Genomic DNA, 17,108 nt, shown 5'->3' on the forward strand with positions numbered 1-17,108 from the left:
ATGACCTGGGCGCGGGTGATGCGCGGCATGAACTCCATGGCGAAGGCGTTGACGCCGGCCTCGGCGTAGGCCTTCACATGGTCGCGGCTGTTGTGCGGGTTCAGGATGGCGAACAGCAGCGCGCCCTTCTTGAACAGCGCCAGCTCGTTGACGTCCCCGCCATCAGTCCCCTGCCCTTCCCCCGAAAGGAGCGGACGCTGCACCTTCAGCACGATGTCGGCGTCAGCGAGCGCCGACGCGGCGTCGGCCGCGATGGTGGCGCCGGCCGCCTCGAAGGCGGCGTCGGGGATGCTGGAGCCGCGACCGGCCCCGCTCTCCACCACAACCTCCAGGCCGAGGGCCTTGAGCTTCTTCACCGTCTCCGGCGACGCCGCAACGCGAAGTTCGCCCGCACGTCGCTCCTTGGGTATGGCGACTTTCATTGTTCCAACTCCCCTGCCTCAAATACGCCGAATCCCCGAAAATCGGCTTAGACGACGCGCATACATGCCGTATCCGTGTGACTTTGTGAAGCCAAACACATCAATGGTATTACCAGCCTATTCACCGCGTCGCAACAAAGGGAATATCGGATTTGGCTACCCGCATCATTGTTTCATTGGAAGCCGGCATGCGGGCAACACATGACTGCGCCTGTTCACAATCGGCGGAAACTCGGGTTCCCGCCCGCGACGCTGCGTCGCAGGGGTGCGGCGGCGGCGGGCTGGATTTCGCAACGGTCGCTTGCCATTCCCCCCGCCCGCCGATATCGTCCCGGCCCGTTCCCGGTACCCCTTTTGTTGCGAGGTTTCTTCATGTCCGATGTCGGTGGCATTGCGGCGGATCGTCTGAAATCCTTCGTCGAGCGCATCGAGCGTCTCGAAGAGGAGAAGAAGGGCCTCCAGGAGGACGTCAAGGAAGTCTACGCCGAGGCCAAGGGCACCGGGTTCGACACCAAGATCATCCGCCAGATCATCCGCCTGCGGAAGATGGACAAGGCCGACCGCCAGGAGCAGGAAGCGATCCTGGAACTCTACAAGGAAGCCCTGGGGATGGCGGAGTAAGGGCACCGGCCCTCGCTCCCTTTTGCCGGCACCCTTCTCCTTTCATCGTGTGACGGTCCGGGCCGAAGCTCACGCCGCTTCGGCCAAGGCCCGCCTCCCGGCCAGACGCTCCATCACGTTTCCGATCAGCGTCAGGCCATGGCCGCCGTCGAGGGTCAGGATCGATTCGGGGTGGAACTGCACCGCCGCGAGCGGCAGGCTGCGGTGCTCCACCGCCATCACCAGACCGTCGTCGGTTTCCGCCGCGATCCGCAGCTCCGGCGGAAGATCCGCGCGGCGGCCCACCAGCGAATGATAGCGCCCGACCCGCAGCCGGTCCGGCAGCCCGTCGAACAGCGCCCCTCCCAGCACGGCGATGTCCGACGCCTTGCCATGCATCGGCTCCGGCAACGGATCGAGGGTGCCGCCGAAACGCTCGACGATGCCTTGCAGCCCCAGGCAGACCCCGAACACCGGAACCCCCAGCGCCAGCGCCGCGTCGATGGTGCCGGCGATGTCGAAATCGCCCGGCCGCCCCGGCCCCGGCGACAGGACCAGCAAATCGGGCGGGTCGGCGCGCAGGGCCTCCCGCGCGGAGCCGTGCCGCAGGGTGGACACCCGCGCGCCGGTCTGCCGGAAGTAATCGCCCAGCGTGTGGACGAAGCTGTCGTCGTGATCGACCAGCAGCACCCGCCGGCCCGCCCCCGGCCGGGTCCGTGGAGCGTGCGCCGCCTCCGCCGTCGTTGACACCGGGACGACGTTGCGGATGGCGTCGCGGAAGGCGGCGGCCTTCAAGCGGCATTCGGCGTCCTCGGCGTCCGGGTCGCTGTCCGACAGCAGGGTCGCCCCGGCGCGCACCGTGGCGAGGCCGTCCTTCATGCGGATCGTCCGCAGGGTCAGCCCGGTGTCCATCCCGCCGTCGAAGCCGATGCGCCCGAAGGCCCCGCCGTACCAGCGGCGCGGCGAGCGTTCCGTGTCCTCCAGGAACTGCATGGCCCAGCGCTTGGGCGCGCCGGTGACGGTGACCGCCCAGGTGTGGGTGAGGAAGGCGTCCAGCGCGTCGAAGCCGGCGCGCAGCCGTCCTTCCACATGGTCCACCGTGTGGATCAGGCGGGAGTACAGCTCGATCATGCGGCGGCCGACGACGCGCACCGACCCCGGCTCGCACACCCGCGCCTTGTCGTTGCGGTCCACGTCGGTGCACATGGTCAGCTCCGCCGCGTCCTTGGCCGAGGTCAGCAGCGTCAGGATCTGCGCGGCGTCCCCCAGCGGGTCCGCCCCGCGCGCCACGGTGCCGGAGATCGGGCAGGTCTCGACCCGCGCGCCGTCGTCTGTACCGGCGCCGACGCGGACGTACATCTCCGGGCTGGCGGCGACCAGGAACTCGCCGTCGCCAAGGTTGACCAGCGCCTCGTAGGGGGCTGGGTTGGACGAGCGCAGGCGGCGGAAGACGGTGGCCGGGCTGTCGGCGCAGGGCTCGGCGAAGGTCTGGCCAGGCACCACCTCGAACAGGTCGCCCCGGCGGAAGGCGGCCTTGGCGGCCTCGACCACCCGCTGGTACTCGCCCGGCGCGTGGTCGCAGCCGGCCGCCGCGTTGGTGTCGGGACGGTAGGGGTGGGCGCGGCCGGTGCGGGCGACGCCCTCGGTGGAGCGGTCGCCGACCGTGAACTCATAGGTGAAGCGGCGCGCCACCCCGGCCGCCGGATCGACCGCGACCAGCCGGTCGGGGATGTAGAGGACGAGGTCGCGCTGGTCGTCCGGCCGCTCCAGCCGCAGCCGGATCGGCTCGAACTGGAAGGCGAGGTCGTAGGCGAAGGCGCCGTACAGCCCGAGGAACGGGTCGCCCGGCGCCGCGAACAGCGCCATCAGCGCGCGCAGCACCGAGAAGACCGAGGGCTGGCGGCTGCGCTCCTCCTCGGTGAAGGAGCGGCCGGGCTTGCGGACCAGGGCGGTGACGCGGCCGGGCGCGGTCTCCACCCCGGCCAGCGTGTCGGCGAGGCCGCGCAACGCCGCGTCCACCGCCGGCAGCAGCACGCGGCCCCGCCCGTTCAGCGCGTCGATCCGCACCGTGCGCCCGCGTGCCGTCACCGACAGCGGCGGATCCACAAAGCCCAGCGCGTAGCGGCGGTAGCGGCCCGGCGCCTCCACCCCGCCGGTCAGCAGCAGCCCGCGCCGCTCGTCGAGCGCCGCGATCAGCGGATCGAGGGCGTGGTCCGGGGGCAGCGGCTCGGCGCTGCGGCGGACGGCCAGACCGCCGCCGGTCCGGTACTCCAGCGGGTCGAGGTGGCGGGGATCGGCGAGGAAGAGGTCGGGGGCGAGCATCGGGACGGTCTCCGGTCGGTCGTCGTGTGGTCGTCGGTCGGTGGACGCCACCCGGATCTTCCGTTCGTACCCTTCGCTTTTCGCCTGTCACGAAAAAGGCCGCGCCGGAAACTCCGGGCGGCCTTTGGTTCTTGGGTGCGCTCGACGCGCGTCGCTAGGGCCAGCCCGATTTAAGCGGGCCACCACCAACGACGCGAGGGAAAGAGCGGCTTCGTGTTCATGGGATGCAGTGCGCCACAGCGGGGGCCGCCTTGTCAAGAGCCGAACCTATGGGGCGGCGCGGTGGCGAGCGCGTGGCTGGGACGGCAAGAATCCTGATCCGATCCTGTGGGAAAAAGGGAGATTTTTTCCTTGATGACGTCGATAAATTGATTAGTGATTGGAAAAATCAACCGATGGTCATATGAGGCCGCTGATCATGACGCAGGGCGTTTACGCGCATTCCGTTCCAGGGCGGGATGAAAGCGTCTGGGAACCCCTGTCCGAGCATTTGACGGCGGTGGCCTCGCACGCGGCGGTGTCGGCGACCGTGTTCGGCGGCCAGCGCATGGCGGAAGCCATGGGGGCGCTGCACGATGTCGGGAAGCTCATCCAGGAGTTTCAGGACTACATTCGCGGGAAGGGAACCAGCGTCGATCATTCCACCGCCGGGGCGGTGATCGCGCGGGAGCGGTACGGCGCGGTGCTCGGCCAGATCATGGCGTTCGGCATCGCCGGTCACCACGCGGGTCTGGCGAACGGCCGGGTCGCCGGCGGCGGCGTCTCCGCGCTGAAGGAACGGCTGGACGGCAAGATCCCCCTGCCCCTCTCCCCCGATCTGGACGTGGCGCCTGCGACCGTGACGCTGTCGGCGCCGGTCCTGTCGACGGGCTTCACCCATCACTTCTCCCTGCCCTTCCTGATCCGGATGCTGTTCTCCTGCCTGGTCGACGCCGACCGGCTGGAAACCGAGCGTTTCTACGCCCGCTTCGACGCCGAGGCGCGGGGAAAGACCGCCGCGCGCGGCTGTCCGTTGACGGTGGAAGACCTGCGCGACCGACTGGACGCCCATCTGCTCCGGTTCAAGGACAAGGACGGGCCGGTCAACGCCCTGCGGGCCGAGGTGCTGGCCGGGGTGCGCGCCAAGGCCGAGGAGGCACCCGGCCTGTTCTCCCTCACCGTGCCGACCGGCGGCGGCAAGACGCTGGCCTCGCTGGCCTTCGCGCTGGACCACGCGGTGAGGCACGGCCTGCGCCGGGTCATCTACGTGATCCCCTTCACCTCCATCGTCGAGCAGACCGCCGACGTCTTCCGCGAGGCGCTCGGCAGCGACGACGCCGTGCTGGAGCACCACAGCGGCTTCGATTTCGGCCCGCCGTCCGGGAAGACCCGCAGGAAGACGGCGGAGTCGGACGACGAGGCGCCGGACGGCGCGCGCAAGCTGCGGCTGGCGTCCGAGAACTGGGACCGGCCGGTGGTCGTCACCACCTCGGTGCAGTTCTTCGAGAGCCTGTTCGCCAGCCACCCCTCCTCCTGCCGCAAGCTGCACGCCATCGCCGGATCGGTGGTGATCCTGGACGAGGCGCAGACCCTGCCGCTGAAGTGTTTGCGCCCCTGCCTGGAGACGCTGCGGGAGCTGGCGCGCGGCTACCGGAGCTCGGTGGTTCTCTGCACGGCGACCCAGCCGGCGGTGACCGTGGAGGCCGGCTTCGCGGGCGGGCTGGACACGGTGCGGGAACTCGCCCCCGACCCACGGGATCTGTACCGGCGCCTGAAGCGGGTGACGGTCGCGCATCTCCCCGAACCGCTCGACGACGAGACGCTGGCGGAACGGCTGCTGGACGAAACCCAGGTCCTGTGCATCGTCAACAACCGGCGGCACGCGCGCGACCTGTTGCGCAGGATCAGGGGCGAGGACGGCGCGCGGCACCTGTCCACCTGCCTGTGCGCGGCGCACCGCCGGGCGGAGTTGGCGTCGATCCGGGAGGAATTGGAACTCAAGCGGCCGGTCCGGCTGGTCAGCACCTCGCTGGTGGAGGCCGGGGTGGATTTCTCGTTCCCCACCGTCTACCGGGCGATGGCCGGTCTCGACTCCATCGCCCAGGCGGCGGGCCGCTGCAACCGGAACGGCGATCTGCCGGAACTGGGCCGCGTCTTCGTGTTCAGCAGCCCCGAGGGCGAGGGCCGCAAGCCGCCACCGGAACTCGGGCAGTTCGCCGAGGTCGCGGCCAGCGTGCTGCGCGGCCACGACGACCCGTTGGCGCTCGACACCCTGCGCGCCTATTTCCAGCGCCTCTACTGGCAGCGCGGGCCGGAGGAGTTGGACGCCGCCCTGGTCGGCGACGGGCCGGCGCCGATCCGTGGCATCCTCAAGGCGCTCGACCTCTACAAGAGCGACCGCGAATACCCCTTCGCCGACATCGCCAAGGCCTTCCGGATCATCGAATCCCCGCTGGTGCCGGTCATCGTCCCGTACAAGCCGGCCGGCGACCCGGATGTGGTTCAGCGGCTGCTGGAGACCTTGAAGCGTCTGCCGGCGGAAAAGACCGGCGGCATCGCGCGGGCACTCCAGCCCTATCTGGTGCAGATCCCGCGCAGCGCCCGCAACGCCCTGCTGGCCGCCGGGTCGGCCGAGTGCGTCCGGGGGGATGAGTTCGGCGATCAGTTCGTGTCGCTGGTCAACGGCGACCTCTACCACCCCGATGTCGGGCTGGACTGGGAGGATCCGACCTTCCGCAAGATCGAAACCGGCATCTTCTGAGAGAGCCTCATGAGCTACGGCGTCAAACTCCATGTCTGGGGCGAGCGGGCGTGTTTCACGCGCCCGGAAATGAAGGTCGAGCGGGTGTCCTACGACGTCATGACGCCGTCGGCCGCGCGCGGCATCCTGGAGGCCATCCATTGGAAACCGTCCATCCGCTGGATCGTCGACGCGATCCATGTGCTGAAGCCCATCCGCTTCCAGTCGATCCGGCGCAACGAGGTGGGATCGCGCATCCCGGCCGCCGCCGTGCGCAAGGCGATGAAGGCCGGCGCGGTCCATGACCTGCGCATGGACGCGGCGGAGAACCGCCAGCAGCGGGCGGCCACCCTGCTGGTCGATGTCGCCTACGTCATCGAGGCGCATTTCGAGCTGACCGACCGGGCCGGGGAAGGCGACACGCCGGCCAAGCACATCTCCATGTTCAACCGCCGGGCCACGGACGGCCAGTGCTTCCACCAGCCCTGCTTCGGCACGCGGGAGTTCCCGGCGCATTTCAGCCTGGTCGAGGGAGCGCCGCCGCCGTCCGAGCTGACGGGAGACGACCGCGAGCGCGACCTGGGCTGGATGCTGCTCGACATCGCGCACGAGCGGGACAGCCGGATCGGCAACCAGCATTGCTGCACGCCGAACTGCACGCCGCTGTTCTTCCGCGCCGGTCTGCGGAACGGCGTGCTGGCGGTGCCGCCGCCGGAGTCGGTCGAGGTGCGCTCATGACCATGCTCGCCGCGCTGAACGGCTATTACGACCGGCTGGCCGACCGGGGCGACGTGCCGCCCTTCGGCTACTCGACCGAGCGCATCGCGTATTTCATCACCCTCTCCCCCACCGGGGAGCCGATGAAACCCGAGCCTTGGCAAAGCCTGTCCGGCAAGAAGCCGGAGCCGCGCCCGACCGCCGTGCCGCAATCCTTCAAGCGGCCGGGGATCACCCCGCGTTCCTTCTTCCTGTGGGACAACACGAAGTTCGCGCTCGGCCTCGGGCTCGACAAGACGACCAAGCGGCGCGTCGCCCACCCCGCCAACTGGGCGGCCTTCCAGGCCCTGCACCGCAGGCTGCTGGCCGGGACCGAGGACGCCGGGCTGCTGGCCCTGCTGGGCTTCCTCGACGCGTGGTCGGAGGAGCGGTTCGAGGCGGCGGGGTTCACCGACGCGATGCTCGACCAGAACATGGTGTTCATGCTGGACGGCGACCGGAACGAGTCCGGGCAGCCGCGCTTCCTGCACGACCGCCCCGCCGCCCGGCGGATCTGGGAACGGCAGGTCGCCGACGGCGCGGGCAGCGAGAGCCTGTGCCTCGTCACCGGCACGGTCCAGCCCGTCGCCCGCCTCCACCCCGCGATCAAGGGGGTGATGGGCGCGCAGAGTTCGGGCGCCTCCATCGTCTCGTTCAACAACGACGCCTTCGAATCCTACGGCAAGGCGCAGGGGTTGAACGCCCCCGTCTCGGAGGCCGCCGCCTTCGGCTACGGCACGGCGCTGAACGCCATGCTGGCGCGGGGAAGCGGCAACCGCCTGCAGGTCGGCGACGCCACCGTCGTCTTCTGGGCCGACACGTCGGGCGGCGAGGCCGCGGCCCAGGCGGCGGAGACGCTGTTCGCCGACCTGCTCGACCCGCCGCGCCCCGACGAGGCGGGAGAGGCGCAAAAGATCAAGGACACCCTGCGCCCCCTCGGCGAGGGACGGCCCCTCCGCGAGATCGACCCGAAGCTGGACGAGCGGACCCGGTTCTTCATCCTCGGCCTGTCGCCCAACATCGCCCGGCTGTCGGTGCGATTCTGGCTGGAGGACAGCTTCGGCGCCGTCGCCGAGCACATCGGCCAGCATTGGCGCGACCTGGAGATCAAGCCCGACCCTTGGCGCACCGCGCCGTCGGCCTGGGCGCTGTCCTGCGAAACCGCCCTCCAGCGCAAATCCGACAACGTCGCCCCGCTGCTGGCCGGCGAGCTGATGCGCGCCATCCTCACCGGCGGCCGCTACCCGCGCAGCCTGCTGGCGGCGGTCATCACCCGCATCCGGGCCGGCGACGAGATCACCGGCGCCAAGGCCGCCCTCTGCAAAGCCTGTCTGACCCGCGACTCCCGCCTGGGGTCGAAGAAGGAGGAGGAACTTCCCGTGAGCCTGAACCGAGACGAGGCGAACGCCGGCTACCGGCTGGGCCGGCTGTTCGCCGTGCTGGAGAACACCCAGCGGGCCGCCCTGGGCAAGGTCAACGCCAGCATCCGCGACCGCTATTTCGGCGCCGCGTCGGCGACCCCGGCCAGCGTCTTCCCCATGCTGCTGCGCAACAGCACCCACCATCTGGCCGTGCTGCGCAAGGGCGACAAGGCCAGGCTGGGCGGCTGGCTCGAGGGCGAGATGGCCCAGATCCTGGGCGGCATCGGCACCCTGTTCCCGCGCTCGCTGCGCATCGAGGACCAGGGGCGCTTCGCCATCGGCTACTACCACCAGCGCTACGCCGGCAAGGCCGACGCCCCCGCGCCCTCCGGCCTCCCCTCCGACGCCCCCGCCGCCGCCCCCGCCGCCGCCACGACCGATTCCGAGGACTGAGCCATCATGCCCGCCATCCAGAACCGTCCCATCCAGAATCGCTATGAGTTCGTCTATCTGTTCGACGTGACCAACGGCAACCCGAACGGCGACCCCGACGCCGGCAACCTGCCGCGCCTGGATCCGGAGACCAACAAGGGGCTGGTCACCGACGTCTGCCTGAAGCGCAAGATCCGCAACTTCGCCGCGTTGAGCCGCGACGGCGAGCCGCGCTACGGCATCTACGTGCAGGAGGGCGCGATCCTGAACGAGAAGCACCGCGCCGCCTACGCCGCCGCCCGCCCCGGCGACGAGACGGTGGCGGCGTCGCCCAAGCTGTCGCCCAAGAGCGACGAGGAGGAGAGGGCCGTCCGCCAGTTCATGTGCGACAACTTCTTCGACGTGCGCAGCTTCGGCGCGGTGATGGGCACCAAGATCAACTGCGGGCAGGTGCGCGGCCCGGTGCAGATGTCCTTCGCGCAATCGGTCGAGCCGATCCTGCCGCTGGAAATCTCGATCACCCGCATGGCCGCGACCAGCATCGCCGAGAAGGAGAAGGCCAAGGGGGACGGCGAGGCGGCGGGCGGGGACGAGCGCAGCGACAACCGCACCATGGGCCGCAAGCACGTCGTGCCCTACGGGCTGTACCGCAGCCACGGCTACATCTCGGCCAGCCTCGCGGGCAAGACCGGCTTCGACGAGGACGACCTCGGCCTGCTGTGGACCGCGCTGGAGCAGATGTTCGACCACGACCGCTCGGCCGCGCGCGGCGAGATGGCCGGGCGCAAGCTGTTCCTGTTCCGCCACGACAGCGCGCTCGGCAACGCCCCGGCGCACCGCCTGTTCGACCTCGTGGACGTGAAGCGGCGCTTCCAGGGCGAGGATTACGAGCTGGACGGCCCCGGCACCGGCAATCTGCCGCCGGCCCGCCGCTTCGCCGACTACGCCGTGTCGGTGGCTTCGGACCGGGTGCCGGCGGGCGTCACGCTCATCGAAAAGTTCTGACGACACCGGCGCGATGGAGCCGGTCCCATGGACGAGGACGATCTCCTGCCCCTGTCGGCCCTCCAGCACCACCTGTTCTGCCCCCGCCAATGCGCCCTGATCCATGTCGAGCGCCAATGGCGGGAGAACCGGTTCACGGCGGAGGGCCGGCTGCTGCACGACACCGTCGATTCCGGCGGCCGGGACAGGCGCGGCAACGTCCGCACGGTGCGGTCGATGCCGCTGCGCTCGCACCGGCTGGGGCTGGCGGGGGTGGCCGACGTGGTCGAACTGCACGGCCCGGAACGCCGCCCCTTCCCGGTGGAGTACAAGCGCGGCCGCCCCAAGGCCCACCGCGCCGACGAGGTGCAGCTCTGCGCGCAGGCGATCTGCCTGGAGGAGATGTTCGACGCCGCCATCGCCGAGGGCGCCCTGTTCTACGGCGAAAGCCGGCGGCGCTTTCCGGTGGCGCTCGACGCCACGCTGCGCGCGTTGACGGAGCGGACGGCCCAGGCGGTCCGCGAGATGATCCGCGACGGCGTCACCCCGCCGCCGGTCCACGAGGCCCGCAAATGCCAGGGCTGCTCGATGCTCGACCTCTGCCGCCCCAAGCGCCTGAGCCGCCCGCCCTCCGTCTCCGTCTGGCTGGCCCGGCAGCTGGACGACGCGGCGGCGGACGCGGCGGCGGACGGCGGGCCGGCCAACCCCCAGGAGGAGCCGTGACTCCATGCGCCAGCATCTGAACACCCTGTTCATCACGACGGACGGCGCGTGGCTGCGCAAGGACGGTGCCAACATCGTGGTGGAGGTGGAGCGCGCCGAGGTCGGGCGCGTTCCCGTCCACATGATGGGGGGCATCGTCTGCTTCGGCCGGGTCGGCGTGTCGCCGCCGCTGATGGGGCATTGCGCCGAAGCGGGGATGGCGATCTCCTTCCTCAGCGAGCACGGCAAGTTCGTGGCGCGGGTCGAGGGCGCGGCCAGCGGCAACGTGCTGCTGCGCCGCCGCCAGTACCGGGTGGCCGACGATCCCGCCGCCGGCCTCGTCGTCGTCCGCGCCATCGTCGCGGCGAAGGCGGCCAACCAGCGCGCCGTGCTGCGCCGGGGCTTGCGCGACCATGGCGCGGCCCTGGAGGAGAGCCGCCGGGCAAGGCTGGACGACGCCCAGCGCCGCCTCGGCGACGTGGCCCGCCGGGTGGCGGACGCGCCGGACATCGATTCGGCGCGCGGCCACGAGGGCGACGCGGCCAACGCCTATTTCGGCGCCTTCGACCATCTGATCCGCCGCGACGACGGGGCCTTCCGCTTCGACGGGCGCAGCCGCCGCCCGCCGCTGGACGCCTGCAACGCGCTGTTGTCCTTCCTGTACGCGATGGTCGGGCATGATTGCCGCTCGGCGTTGGAAAGCGTGGGGCTGGATCCGCAGGTCGGCTTCCTGCACCGGGACCGTCCGGGCCGCGCCAGCCTCGCGCTGGATTTGATGGAGGAATTCCGGCCGGTGCTGGCCGACCGGGTCGCCCTGACCCTGATCAACCGCCAGCAGCTGGGGGCCAGGGATTTCGTCCATCTGGACGGCGGCGCCGTGCGGTTGCGCGACGACGCCCGCAAGGCGGTGCTGACCGCGTATCAGGAGCGCAAGAAGGACGAGATCACCCATCCCTTCCTGAACGAGAAGATCAGCCTCGGGCTGGCCCCGCACATCCAGGCCCAGCTTCTGGCCCGCCACCTGCGCGGCGACCTGGACGGCTATCCGCCGTTCCTGTGGAAGTGACCCGGCCATGATGATGCTCATCACCTACGACGTGAACACCCAGGACGCGCCCGGCCGGCGCCGGTTGCGCCGGGTGGCGAAGGCGTGCCGCGACTTCGGCCAGAGGGTTCAGTTTTCGGTGTTCGAATGCGAGGTCGATCCGGCACAATGGACCGCCCTGCGCGCCCGCCTGATCGGCGAGATCAACCCGGACACCGACAGCCTGCGCTTCTATCACCTCGGCGCCAACGCCGCCCGCCGCATCGAGCATGTGGGCGCCAAACCGGCATTGGATCTTGAGGGGCCGCTGGTTTTTTGAAGCGCTGCGAACCGGAAGCGGACGGGAAAACCCTGGTGGGTTCGCACATGTGTTTCATCAACGCGTTAGGATGCGACGGTGATGGAAAGGGCACCGTTTGCCGGATGCGACGTGAAGGTTCGCGTTTTGGCCGGGATTGTGGGTTCTTGGACAAGTGGATAAAGATGAGCCGTCGCTCCCCGTGCGGGAGCGTGGATTGAAACAAGGAGCAGTCCGCCGCCATCGACAAGGCGGCGGGTCGCTCCCCGTGCGGGAGCGTGGATTGAAACTGTAAATTCGACGGTTAGCGCGTAGCGCATGCCTCGTCGCTCCCCGTGCGGGAGCGTGGATTGAAACGCCCAGCGCGCCGCGATGCTCTGCCAAGAGACAGACGTCGCTCCCCGTGCGGGAGCGTGGATTGAAACGATGGCTTGGTCGATAGCGTCGGCGCGGTCCCGTCGTCGCTCCCCGTGCGGGAGCGTGGATTGAAACCGCGTCCCACAGCCGTAGGCGATCGGCGCGGGCGGGTCGCTCCCCGTGCGGGAGCGTGGATTGAAACAGCGACGAGCCGGAACATCTCTGGCCATCGGTCGAGTCGCTCCCCGTGCGGGAGCGTGGATTGAAACTGCTGCTGATCGGCGCCGAGCTGGTCGCCCAGGTGGTCGCTCCCCGTGCGGGAGCGTGGATTGAAACTGGGCGATGTCGGTGCTGTCCACCGACGCGAAGGGTCGCTCCCCGTGCGGGAGCGTGGATTGAAACGCCGCCTGAGTTGATGGTGGGTGATGAGTAGATAGTCGCTCCCCGTGCGGGAGCGTGGATTGAAACTCCGAAACCGAAAGGTGGCTTGCCCGCTGGTTGCAGTCGCTCCCCGTGCGGGAGCGTGGATTGAAACTGGCAGTCGGGCCGGGGAGGTCGCTCTCCCCGGCTGTCGCTCCCCGTGCGGGAGCGTGGATTGAAACGTGAGCGCGAAACCGCCTTGACGCCTGCCCCGGAGGTCGCTCCCCGTGCGGGAGCGTGGATTGAAACAGTCGGTCGACAGCGAGCCGAAACCGTTCGCGGCCGTCGCTCCCCGTGCGGAAGCGTGGATTGAAACCGCCGCCCCGAACTGGTCGTGAAGGTGAACCGGAGTCGCTCCCCGTGCGGGAGCGTGGATTGAAACAGTGTGCCGCCCGTGGCGACGGAGACGGAGCCGGCGAGTCGCTCCCCGTGCGGAAGCGTGGATTGAAACAGCCTCCAAAAGGGCCCCAGATGACGCCGCTGGGTCGCTCCCCACGCGGGAGCGTGGATTGAAACTGGCTCGAGGGCGCGCTGGACGAGGACGAGGACGGGTGTCGCTCCCCGTGCGGGAGCGTGGATTGAAACACGGTCATCTCGGCCATGGCCGAGTTCGAGAGAGTCGCTCCCCGTGCGGGAGCGTGGATCCAAACCGACCCCCTATCCCGACACCCCGGCCAGCGTTCGTGGAGCGGCGATCACCTTGCCGGCCTTCATCGCCTTCAGCATCACCGAAGCGCGCCAGAAGCCCAACTCCGCGCCATCGACGAAATGCACGTGCCGGTCGGCCGACAGGTCGCCGACCAGGCAGGTCACCGTGGTCGCGTCGGCCCGCGCGGTACCGTAACGGATCTCCCCGGCGGCGGCGGCGGCGGACAGAAGACGTTCGATCTCCGTCGCCTCGGCCTCCGTCACGTCCAGGACCATGCGCGGGCCGCCCGCCGATTTGCGGAAGTCGGAACGCTCGGCCATCGTGCGCCGGTAACGCTCCGGATCGAAATTCGCCAGCTTCAGCCCGAATTTCAGCAGGACGCACAGGATGCCCGACTTCACCAGCGCCCCGGCCACGCGGCCGAACGCGCCGCCCGGCGCGCCGCCGCGCGCCTCCATCAGCAGGGAGCGCCACGTCGGCGGCCATTGCGTCCTCAAACGCTCCCCGGAGCCGAGCGGGGCGGCGCCCGCCGTCGGCACGATGCCCTCGATGGCGCCCTGGATGCGGGCGAGCGCGGCCAGACCGGCGTCGCCGTCCTCCACCGCGTCGACGATGACGCACAGCACCGTGCCACGGCGCGGCGTCACCGGATTCCAGCGGCAGGACACGCTCTCCAGCCCCGGCAGCGGGCCGGGCGCAGGCGCCAGGCGCCAGCGCGCGTCGTCCTTGACCCACGCATCGGCGGCGGTCACCCCGGCCCCCAGGAACAGGCCGAAGGCGTTGCCGTTGCCGAAATCATGCAGCGCCACCAGCACCTCCAGCCCCTGGTCGAGCAGCGCCCGCACCGGAACGATCCCGACCCGCAGCGGCACGTCCATCCGCTCGGTCGACCAATGGGCCAGCGCCGACAGCGCCGCGCGCGCCTCGGCCTCGCGGCCCGGCGGGACGGCGGCGATGGCGCCGTCGCCGCCGAACTGGCAGGCCACCGACTCGCCGGCCGACTGCACCGCCTGCGACAGCACGGCGACCACGGCGGCGGCGACGAAGTTCACGTCGCGGTGGCGCCCCTCCCCGGCCAGCCGCGTGCTGCCGATCACGTCGGCGATGGCCAGCGACCAGCCGCCCTCCAGCGCCGCGTAGCGGCTGGGGTCCGACGCCTCGGCGGCAAAATCGTGGATCGCCGGCAGCAGCGCCATCGTCGTAACCTCCCCCGGGCGGATCCGTCTCTGCCGCGACGGTAGCACAGGCCAAGCCGGGAATGGGTCAACGAGGGGTTGGGGTCATCCCCTATGACCAGTAGCCCCTATCACCTGTGGCGAGGCGGCCGCCGACGGCCTTGGTGCCGGCACGTCCTCAAACGTGCAAAAATCAGGTCACCGGCGTATTTTCACGTGCGAAGACAAGCAGCGCCGGTCCACAATCCTAATCCCGCCAAACCGGCTTGACGAGCCAGTCGAGTCCAAATCAGCCGCATGTTGGGCATGCCGTCCCGACCTGCGGTATAGCCGCCCGTATTTGCCGGGAACCCCCGGAACTGGCGTGGAAAAGCGGCGCGTCGGGTTGGGCGCCCAGGCCCTTAACCATTACTAAACCAAATACCGCGAAAACTGTCGACATCGGATCGGTTAGCGGGTTTTGCGGGAAAGGGGCGTCTGGCTTCATGTCGTGGCTGTCGAAACTCGCCGGGGGCGGCAAGAGCTCCGCGTCCTCGGGCTCGTCGGGAACGGCGAACCGGGACCGTCCGGCAACCCCACCGAAGATCGTGATCGACCATCACGAGTATGTTCCGGAGGAATTCGCGCTCGGCTCCTTCCGCATCCGCCCCTATGACGGCGACCTGATCGGCAAGCAGCAGTTCGATTTCCGCATGGTCTTCGACCTGGGCAACGACCCGGTGGACGTGGCCTGCCATGGGCTGGTGGTGAAGATGACCGACCAGACCGGGCTCGTCGCCCGCTACCAGAGCCCGCAGCCCTTCTACGAGCGCAAGCTGATCGACTACGTGCGCGCCTGGAAAGGGCTGTAAGCCGCCCTTTTCCGCCGAAGATGGTGGTTCCCGGACGGCGGAACCACTATATCTGTCCCATGCCGATCCGTCTCCTGCCCGAAATCCTGGTCAACCGCATCGCCGCCGGCGAGGTGGTCGAACGCCCCGCCGCCGCCGTGAAGGAGCTGGTGGAGAACGCGCTGGACGCCGGCGCCACCCGCATCGACGTGGTGGTGCGCGACGGCGGCAAGGCGCTGATCACCATCACCGACGACGGCTGCGGCATGACCCCCGACGAGCTGTCGCTGGCGGTCGAGCGGCACGCCACCTCCAAGCTGCCGGGCGACGATCTGCTCGACATCCGCTCGCTGGGCTTCCGGGGCGAGGCGCTGCCCTCCATCGGCGCCGTCAGCCATTTGACCCTCACCAGCCGCCCGCGCGGCGCCGACAGCGCCTGGAGCCTGACGGTGGACGCCGGGACCAAGGGCACGCCGCAGCCGGCGGCGCTGGCCCAGGGCACGCGGATCGAGGTGCGCGACCTGTTCGCCGCCGTGCCGGCCCGGCTGAAATTCCTCAAGGCCGCGCGCACCGAATACGACCACATCGCCGATGGACTGGAGCGTCTGGCGATGGCGCATCCCGGCGTGGCCTTCACCCTGTCCGACGGCGGGCGCGCGGGCTTGCGGCTGTCCGCCGCGCAGGGCGACCTGCTGGACGCGCGGCTGTCCCGGCTGGGCGCGCTGATCGGACGCGACTTCCAGGAGAACGCCGTCCCGGTCCAGGCGGAGCGCGAGGGCGCGACCCTGTCGGGCTGGATCGGCCTGCCCACCCTGCACCGACCGACCGCGCGCCACCAGCATCTGTTCGTCAACGGACGGCCGGTGCGCGACAAGCTGATGGTCGGCGCGGTGCGCGGCGCCTACGCCGATTTCCTGCCGCGCGACCGCCACCCGATGCTGGCGCTGTTCCTGGAGATCGACCCGCAGGAGGTCGACGTGAACGTCCACCCGGCCAAGGCCGAGGTGCGCTTCCGCGACCAGGCGATGGTGCGCGGGCTGATCGTCGGCTCGCTCAAGCACGCGCTGGCCGAGGCCGGGCACCGCGCCTCGACCACGGTCGGGCTGGCGACGCTGGGCGCCCTGCGGCCGGAAGGCGGCGGACAGGAGGAGAGCGCCGACAGCGGCTTCGCCCCCTCCCCCCTGCCCCACAACCGGGGCGGTGGCGGCGGGTCCTGGGGCGGCGGCGGGTACACGCCCCAGACGGTGCCGCGCGGGCTGGCGGAACGCTCCGTCGCCTTCCAGGCGCCGCATCAGGCCGGCCACCAAGCCGGGTTGCCGCCCTTGCAGGGACGCCTGTCCGGCTTCGCCCCGGCGGCGCGTCCGCCCGAATACCGGCCGGCGCCGGCCAACGCGCCGCCGCTCGACAGCCACCCGCTGGGCGCGGCGCGGGCGCAGCTCCACACCACCTACATCGTCGCCCAGACGACCGAGGGCATCGTCATCGTCGACCAGCACGCCGCCCACGAGCGGCTGGTCTACGAGCGCATGAAGACCGCCCTGCTGGAGGGCGGCGTCAAGCGCCAGTCCCTGCTGATCCCCGAATTGGTCGAGCTGGACGAGCCGTCGGCCAACCGCCTGCTGGGCCGCGCCGAGGAGCTGGCCGAGCTGGGGCTGGTGCTGGAGGGCTTCGGCCCCGGCTGCGTCATGGTGCGCGAGACGCCGGCCCTGCTCGGCCAGTCCGACGTGAAGAACCTCGTCCGCGACCTCGCCGAGGAGCTGGTCGAGCTGGGCGACACCCTGTCGCTGAAGGAGCGGCTGGAGGAGGTCTGCGGCACCATGGCCTGCCACGGCTCGGTGCGCTCCGGCCGGGTGTTGGGCATCGAGGAGATGAACGCCCTGCTGCGCCAGATGGAGGCGACGCCCCACAGCGGCCAGTGCAACCACGGCCGCCCGACCTATGTGGAGCTGAAGCTGGCCGACATCGAGCGGCTGTTCGGGCGGCGGTAGCTCCGATCCACGCCAGCAACCGGCGGGACAGCGCGACGCCGGGATGCG

The 17,108-nt window shown here is 70.2% G+C and carries 12 protein-coding genes, 1 pseudogene and 1 CRISPR repeat array; of the genes and pseudogenes, 10 read left to right on the plus strand and 3 right to left on the minus strand.

Translation table 11 applies throughout. From position 1 onward, the window contains the following. Nucleotides 1-422 (minus strand): annotated as a pseudogene (locus tag EJ913_RS00005) (NAD(P)(+) transhydrogenase (Re/Si-specific) subunit alpha); the annotation flags it as partial. A gap of 372 nt (nt 423-794) precedes the next feature. On the opposite strand from EJ913_RS00005, the gene EJ913_RS00010 reads away from it, so the two are divergent. After that, entirely contained in the window at nt 795-1,043 is a 249-nt protein-coding gene (locus EJ913_RS00010; RefSeq protein ID WP_126993611.1) for a DUF2312 domain-containing protein, read from the plus strand. A gap of 69 nt (nt 1,044-1,112) precedes the next feature. Here EJ913_RS00010 and EJ913_RS00015 read toward each other — a convergent pair whose 3' ends face one another. After that, a complete protein-coding gene (locus EJ913_RS00015) occupies nt 1,113-3,344 on the minus strand; it encodes an anthranilate synthase (RefSeq protein WP_126993613.1) in 2,232 nt (743 codons plus the stop codon). A 403-nt stretch (nt 3,345-3,747) separates the two neighbouring features. Here EJ913_RS00015 and EJ913_RS00020 point away from each other — a divergent pair, with 403 nt between their 5' ends. The 7 genes from EJ913_RS00020 to cas2 are packed head-to-tail and all read left to right on the plus strand — an operon-like array spanning nt 3,748 to nt 11,662. After that, nucleotides 3,748-6,084, plus strand: coding sequence for a CRISPR-associated endonuclease Cas3'' (locus tag EJ913_RS00020; protein ID WP_244939191.1), 2,337 nt, complete (start codon nt 3,748-3,750; stop codon nt 6,082-6,084). Between the two features lie 9 nt (nt 6,085-6,093). Continuing rightward, entirely contained in the window at nt 6,094-6,801 is a 708-nt protein-coding gene (gene cas5c, locus EJ913_RS00025) for a type I-C CRISPR-associated protein Cas5c (RefSeq protein WP_126993615.1), read from the plus strand. Continuing rightward, complete coding sequence (cas8c, locus tag EJ913_RS00030; RefSeq protein WP_211098850.1) at nt 6,798-8,633, plus strand: type I-C CRISPR-associated protein Cas8c/Csd1; 1,836 nt, start codon at nt 6,798-6,800, stop codon at nt 8,631-8,633. The genes cas5c and cas8c overlap by 4 nt, the downstream gene beginning before the upstream one ends. 6 nt (nt 8,634-8,639) lie before the next feature. Then, the gene (gene cas7c / locus EJ913_RS00035; protein ID WP_126993617.1) at nt 8,640-9,617 is read left to right on the plus strand and encodes a type I-C CRISPR-associated protein Cas7/Csd2; all 978 of its coding nucleotides are present in this window, start codon (nt 8,640-8,642) and stop codon (nt 9,615-9,617) included. 27 nt (nt 9,618-9,644) lie between these two features. After that, nucleotides 9,645-10,319 carry a CRISPR-associated protein Cas4 gene (gene cas4, locus EJ913_RS00040; RefSeq protein WP_126993619.1) on the plus strand — a complete coding sequence of 225 codons (675 nt, stop codon included), beginning with the start codon at nt 9,645-9,647 and terminating at the stop codon, nt 10,317-10,319. A 4-nt stretch (nt 10,320-10,323) separates the two neighbouring features. Continuing rightward, complete coding sequence (gene cas1c / locus EJ913_RS00045; RefSeq protein WP_126993621.1) at nt 10,324-11,364, plus strand: type I-C CRISPR-associated endonuclease Cas1c; 1,041 nt, start codon at nt 10,324-10,326, stop codon at nt 11,362-11,364. 7 nt (nt 11,365-11,371) lie between these two features. Continuing rightward, the gene (cas2, locus tag EJ913_RS00050; RefSeq protein WP_126993623.1) at nt 11,372-11,662 is read left to right on the plus strand and encodes a CRISPR-associated endonuclease Cas2; all 291 of its coding nucleotides are present in this window, start codon (nt 11,372-11,374) and stop codon (nt 11,660-11,662) included. A 171-nt stretch (nt 11,663-11,833) separates the two neighbouring features. Beyond that, nucleotides 11,834-13,068: a CRISPR direct-repeat array (repeat unit 32 nt; unit sequence GTCGCTCCCCGTGCGGGAGCGTGGATTGAAAC). Nucleotides 13,069-13,075: 7 nt separating this feature from the next. Here the strand turns inward: cas2 and EJ913_RS00055 are convergent. Then, the gene (locus EJ913_RS00055; RefSeq protein ID WP_126993625.1) at nt 13,076-14,263 is read right to left on the minus strand and encodes a DUF3095 family protein; all 1,188 of its coding nucleotides are present in this window, start codon (nt 14,261-14,263) and stop codon (nt 13,076-13,078) included. Between the two features lie 464 nt (nt 14,264-14,727). Here EJ913_RS00055 and EJ913_RS00060 point away from each other — a divergent pair, with 464 nt between their 5' ends. Then, the gene (locus EJ913_RS00060; RefSeq protein WP_126993627.1) at nt 14,728-15,093 is read left to right on the plus strand and encodes a hypothetical protein; all 366 of its coding nucleotides are present in this window, start codon (nt 14,728-14,730) and stop codon (nt 15,091-15,093) included. Nucleotides 15,094-15,152: 59 nt separating this feature from the next. Beyond that, the gene (mutL, locus tag EJ913_RS00065; RefSeq protein ID WP_126993629.1) at nt 15,153-17,060 is read left to right on the plus strand and encodes a DNA mismatch repair endonuclease MutL; all 1,908 of its coding nucleotides are present in this window, start codon (nt 15,153-15,155) and stop codon (nt 17,058-17,060) included. Nucleotides 17,061-17,108: the final 48 nt, after the last annotated feature.

The sequence above is a fragment of the Azospirillum doebereinerae genome (assembly GCF_003989665.1).
Taxonomy (GTDB): Bacteria; Pseudomonadota; Alphaproteobacteria; order Azospirillales; family Azospirillaceae; genus Azospirillum; species Azospirillum doebereinerae.

Excerpts from the sequence above, each read along its gene's own strand:
- EJ913_RS00010 (WP_126993611.1), top strand. The coding sequence starts at position 795 with ATGTCCGATGTCGGTGGCATTGCGGCGGATCGTCTGAAATCCTTCGTC.
- EJ913_RS00015 (WP_126993613.1), bottom strand. The coding sequence starts at position 3,344 with ATGCTCGCCCCCGACCTCTTCCTCGCCGATCCCCGCCACCTCGACCCG.
- EJ913_RS00020 (WP_244939191.1), top strand. The coding sequence starts at position 3,748 with ATGAGGCCGCTGATCATGACGCAGGGCGTTTACGCGCATTCCGTTCCA.
- cas5c (WP_126993615.1), top strand. The coding sequence starts at position 6,094 with ATGAGCTACGGCGTCAAACTCCATGTCTGGGGCGAGCGGGCGTGTTTC.
- cas8c (WP_211098850.1), top strand. The coding sequence starts at position 6,798 with ATGACCATGCTCGCCGCGCTGAACGGCTATTACGACCGGCTGGCCGAC.
- cas7c (WP_126993617.1), top strand. The coding sequence starts at position 8,640 with ATGCCCGCCATCCAGAACCGTCCCATCCAGAATCGCTATGAGTTCGTC.
- cas4 (WP_126993619.1), top strand. The coding sequence starts at position 9,645 with ATGGACGAGGACGATCTCCTGCCCCTGTCGGCCCTCCAGCACCACCTG.
- cas1c (WP_126993621.1), top strand. The coding sequence starts at position 10,324 with ATGCGCCAGCATCTGAACACCCTGTTCATCACGACGGACGGCGCGTGG.
- cas2 (WP_126993623.1), top strand. The coding sequence starts at position 11,372 with ATGATGATGCTCATCACCTACGACGTGAACACCCAGGACGCGCCCGGC.
- EJ913_RS00055 (WP_126993625.1), bottom strand. The coding sequence starts at position 14,263 with ATGGCGCTGCTGCCGGCGATCCACGATTTTGCCGCCGAGGCGTCGGAC.
- EJ913_RS00060 (WP_126993627.1), top strand. The coding sequence starts at position 14,728 with ATGTCGTGGCTGTCGAAACTCGCCGGGGGCGGCAAGAGCTCCGCGTCC.
- mutL (WP_126993629.1), top strand. The coding sequence starts at position 15,153 with ATGCCGATCCGTCTCCTGCCCGAAATCCTGGTCAACCGCATCGCCGCC.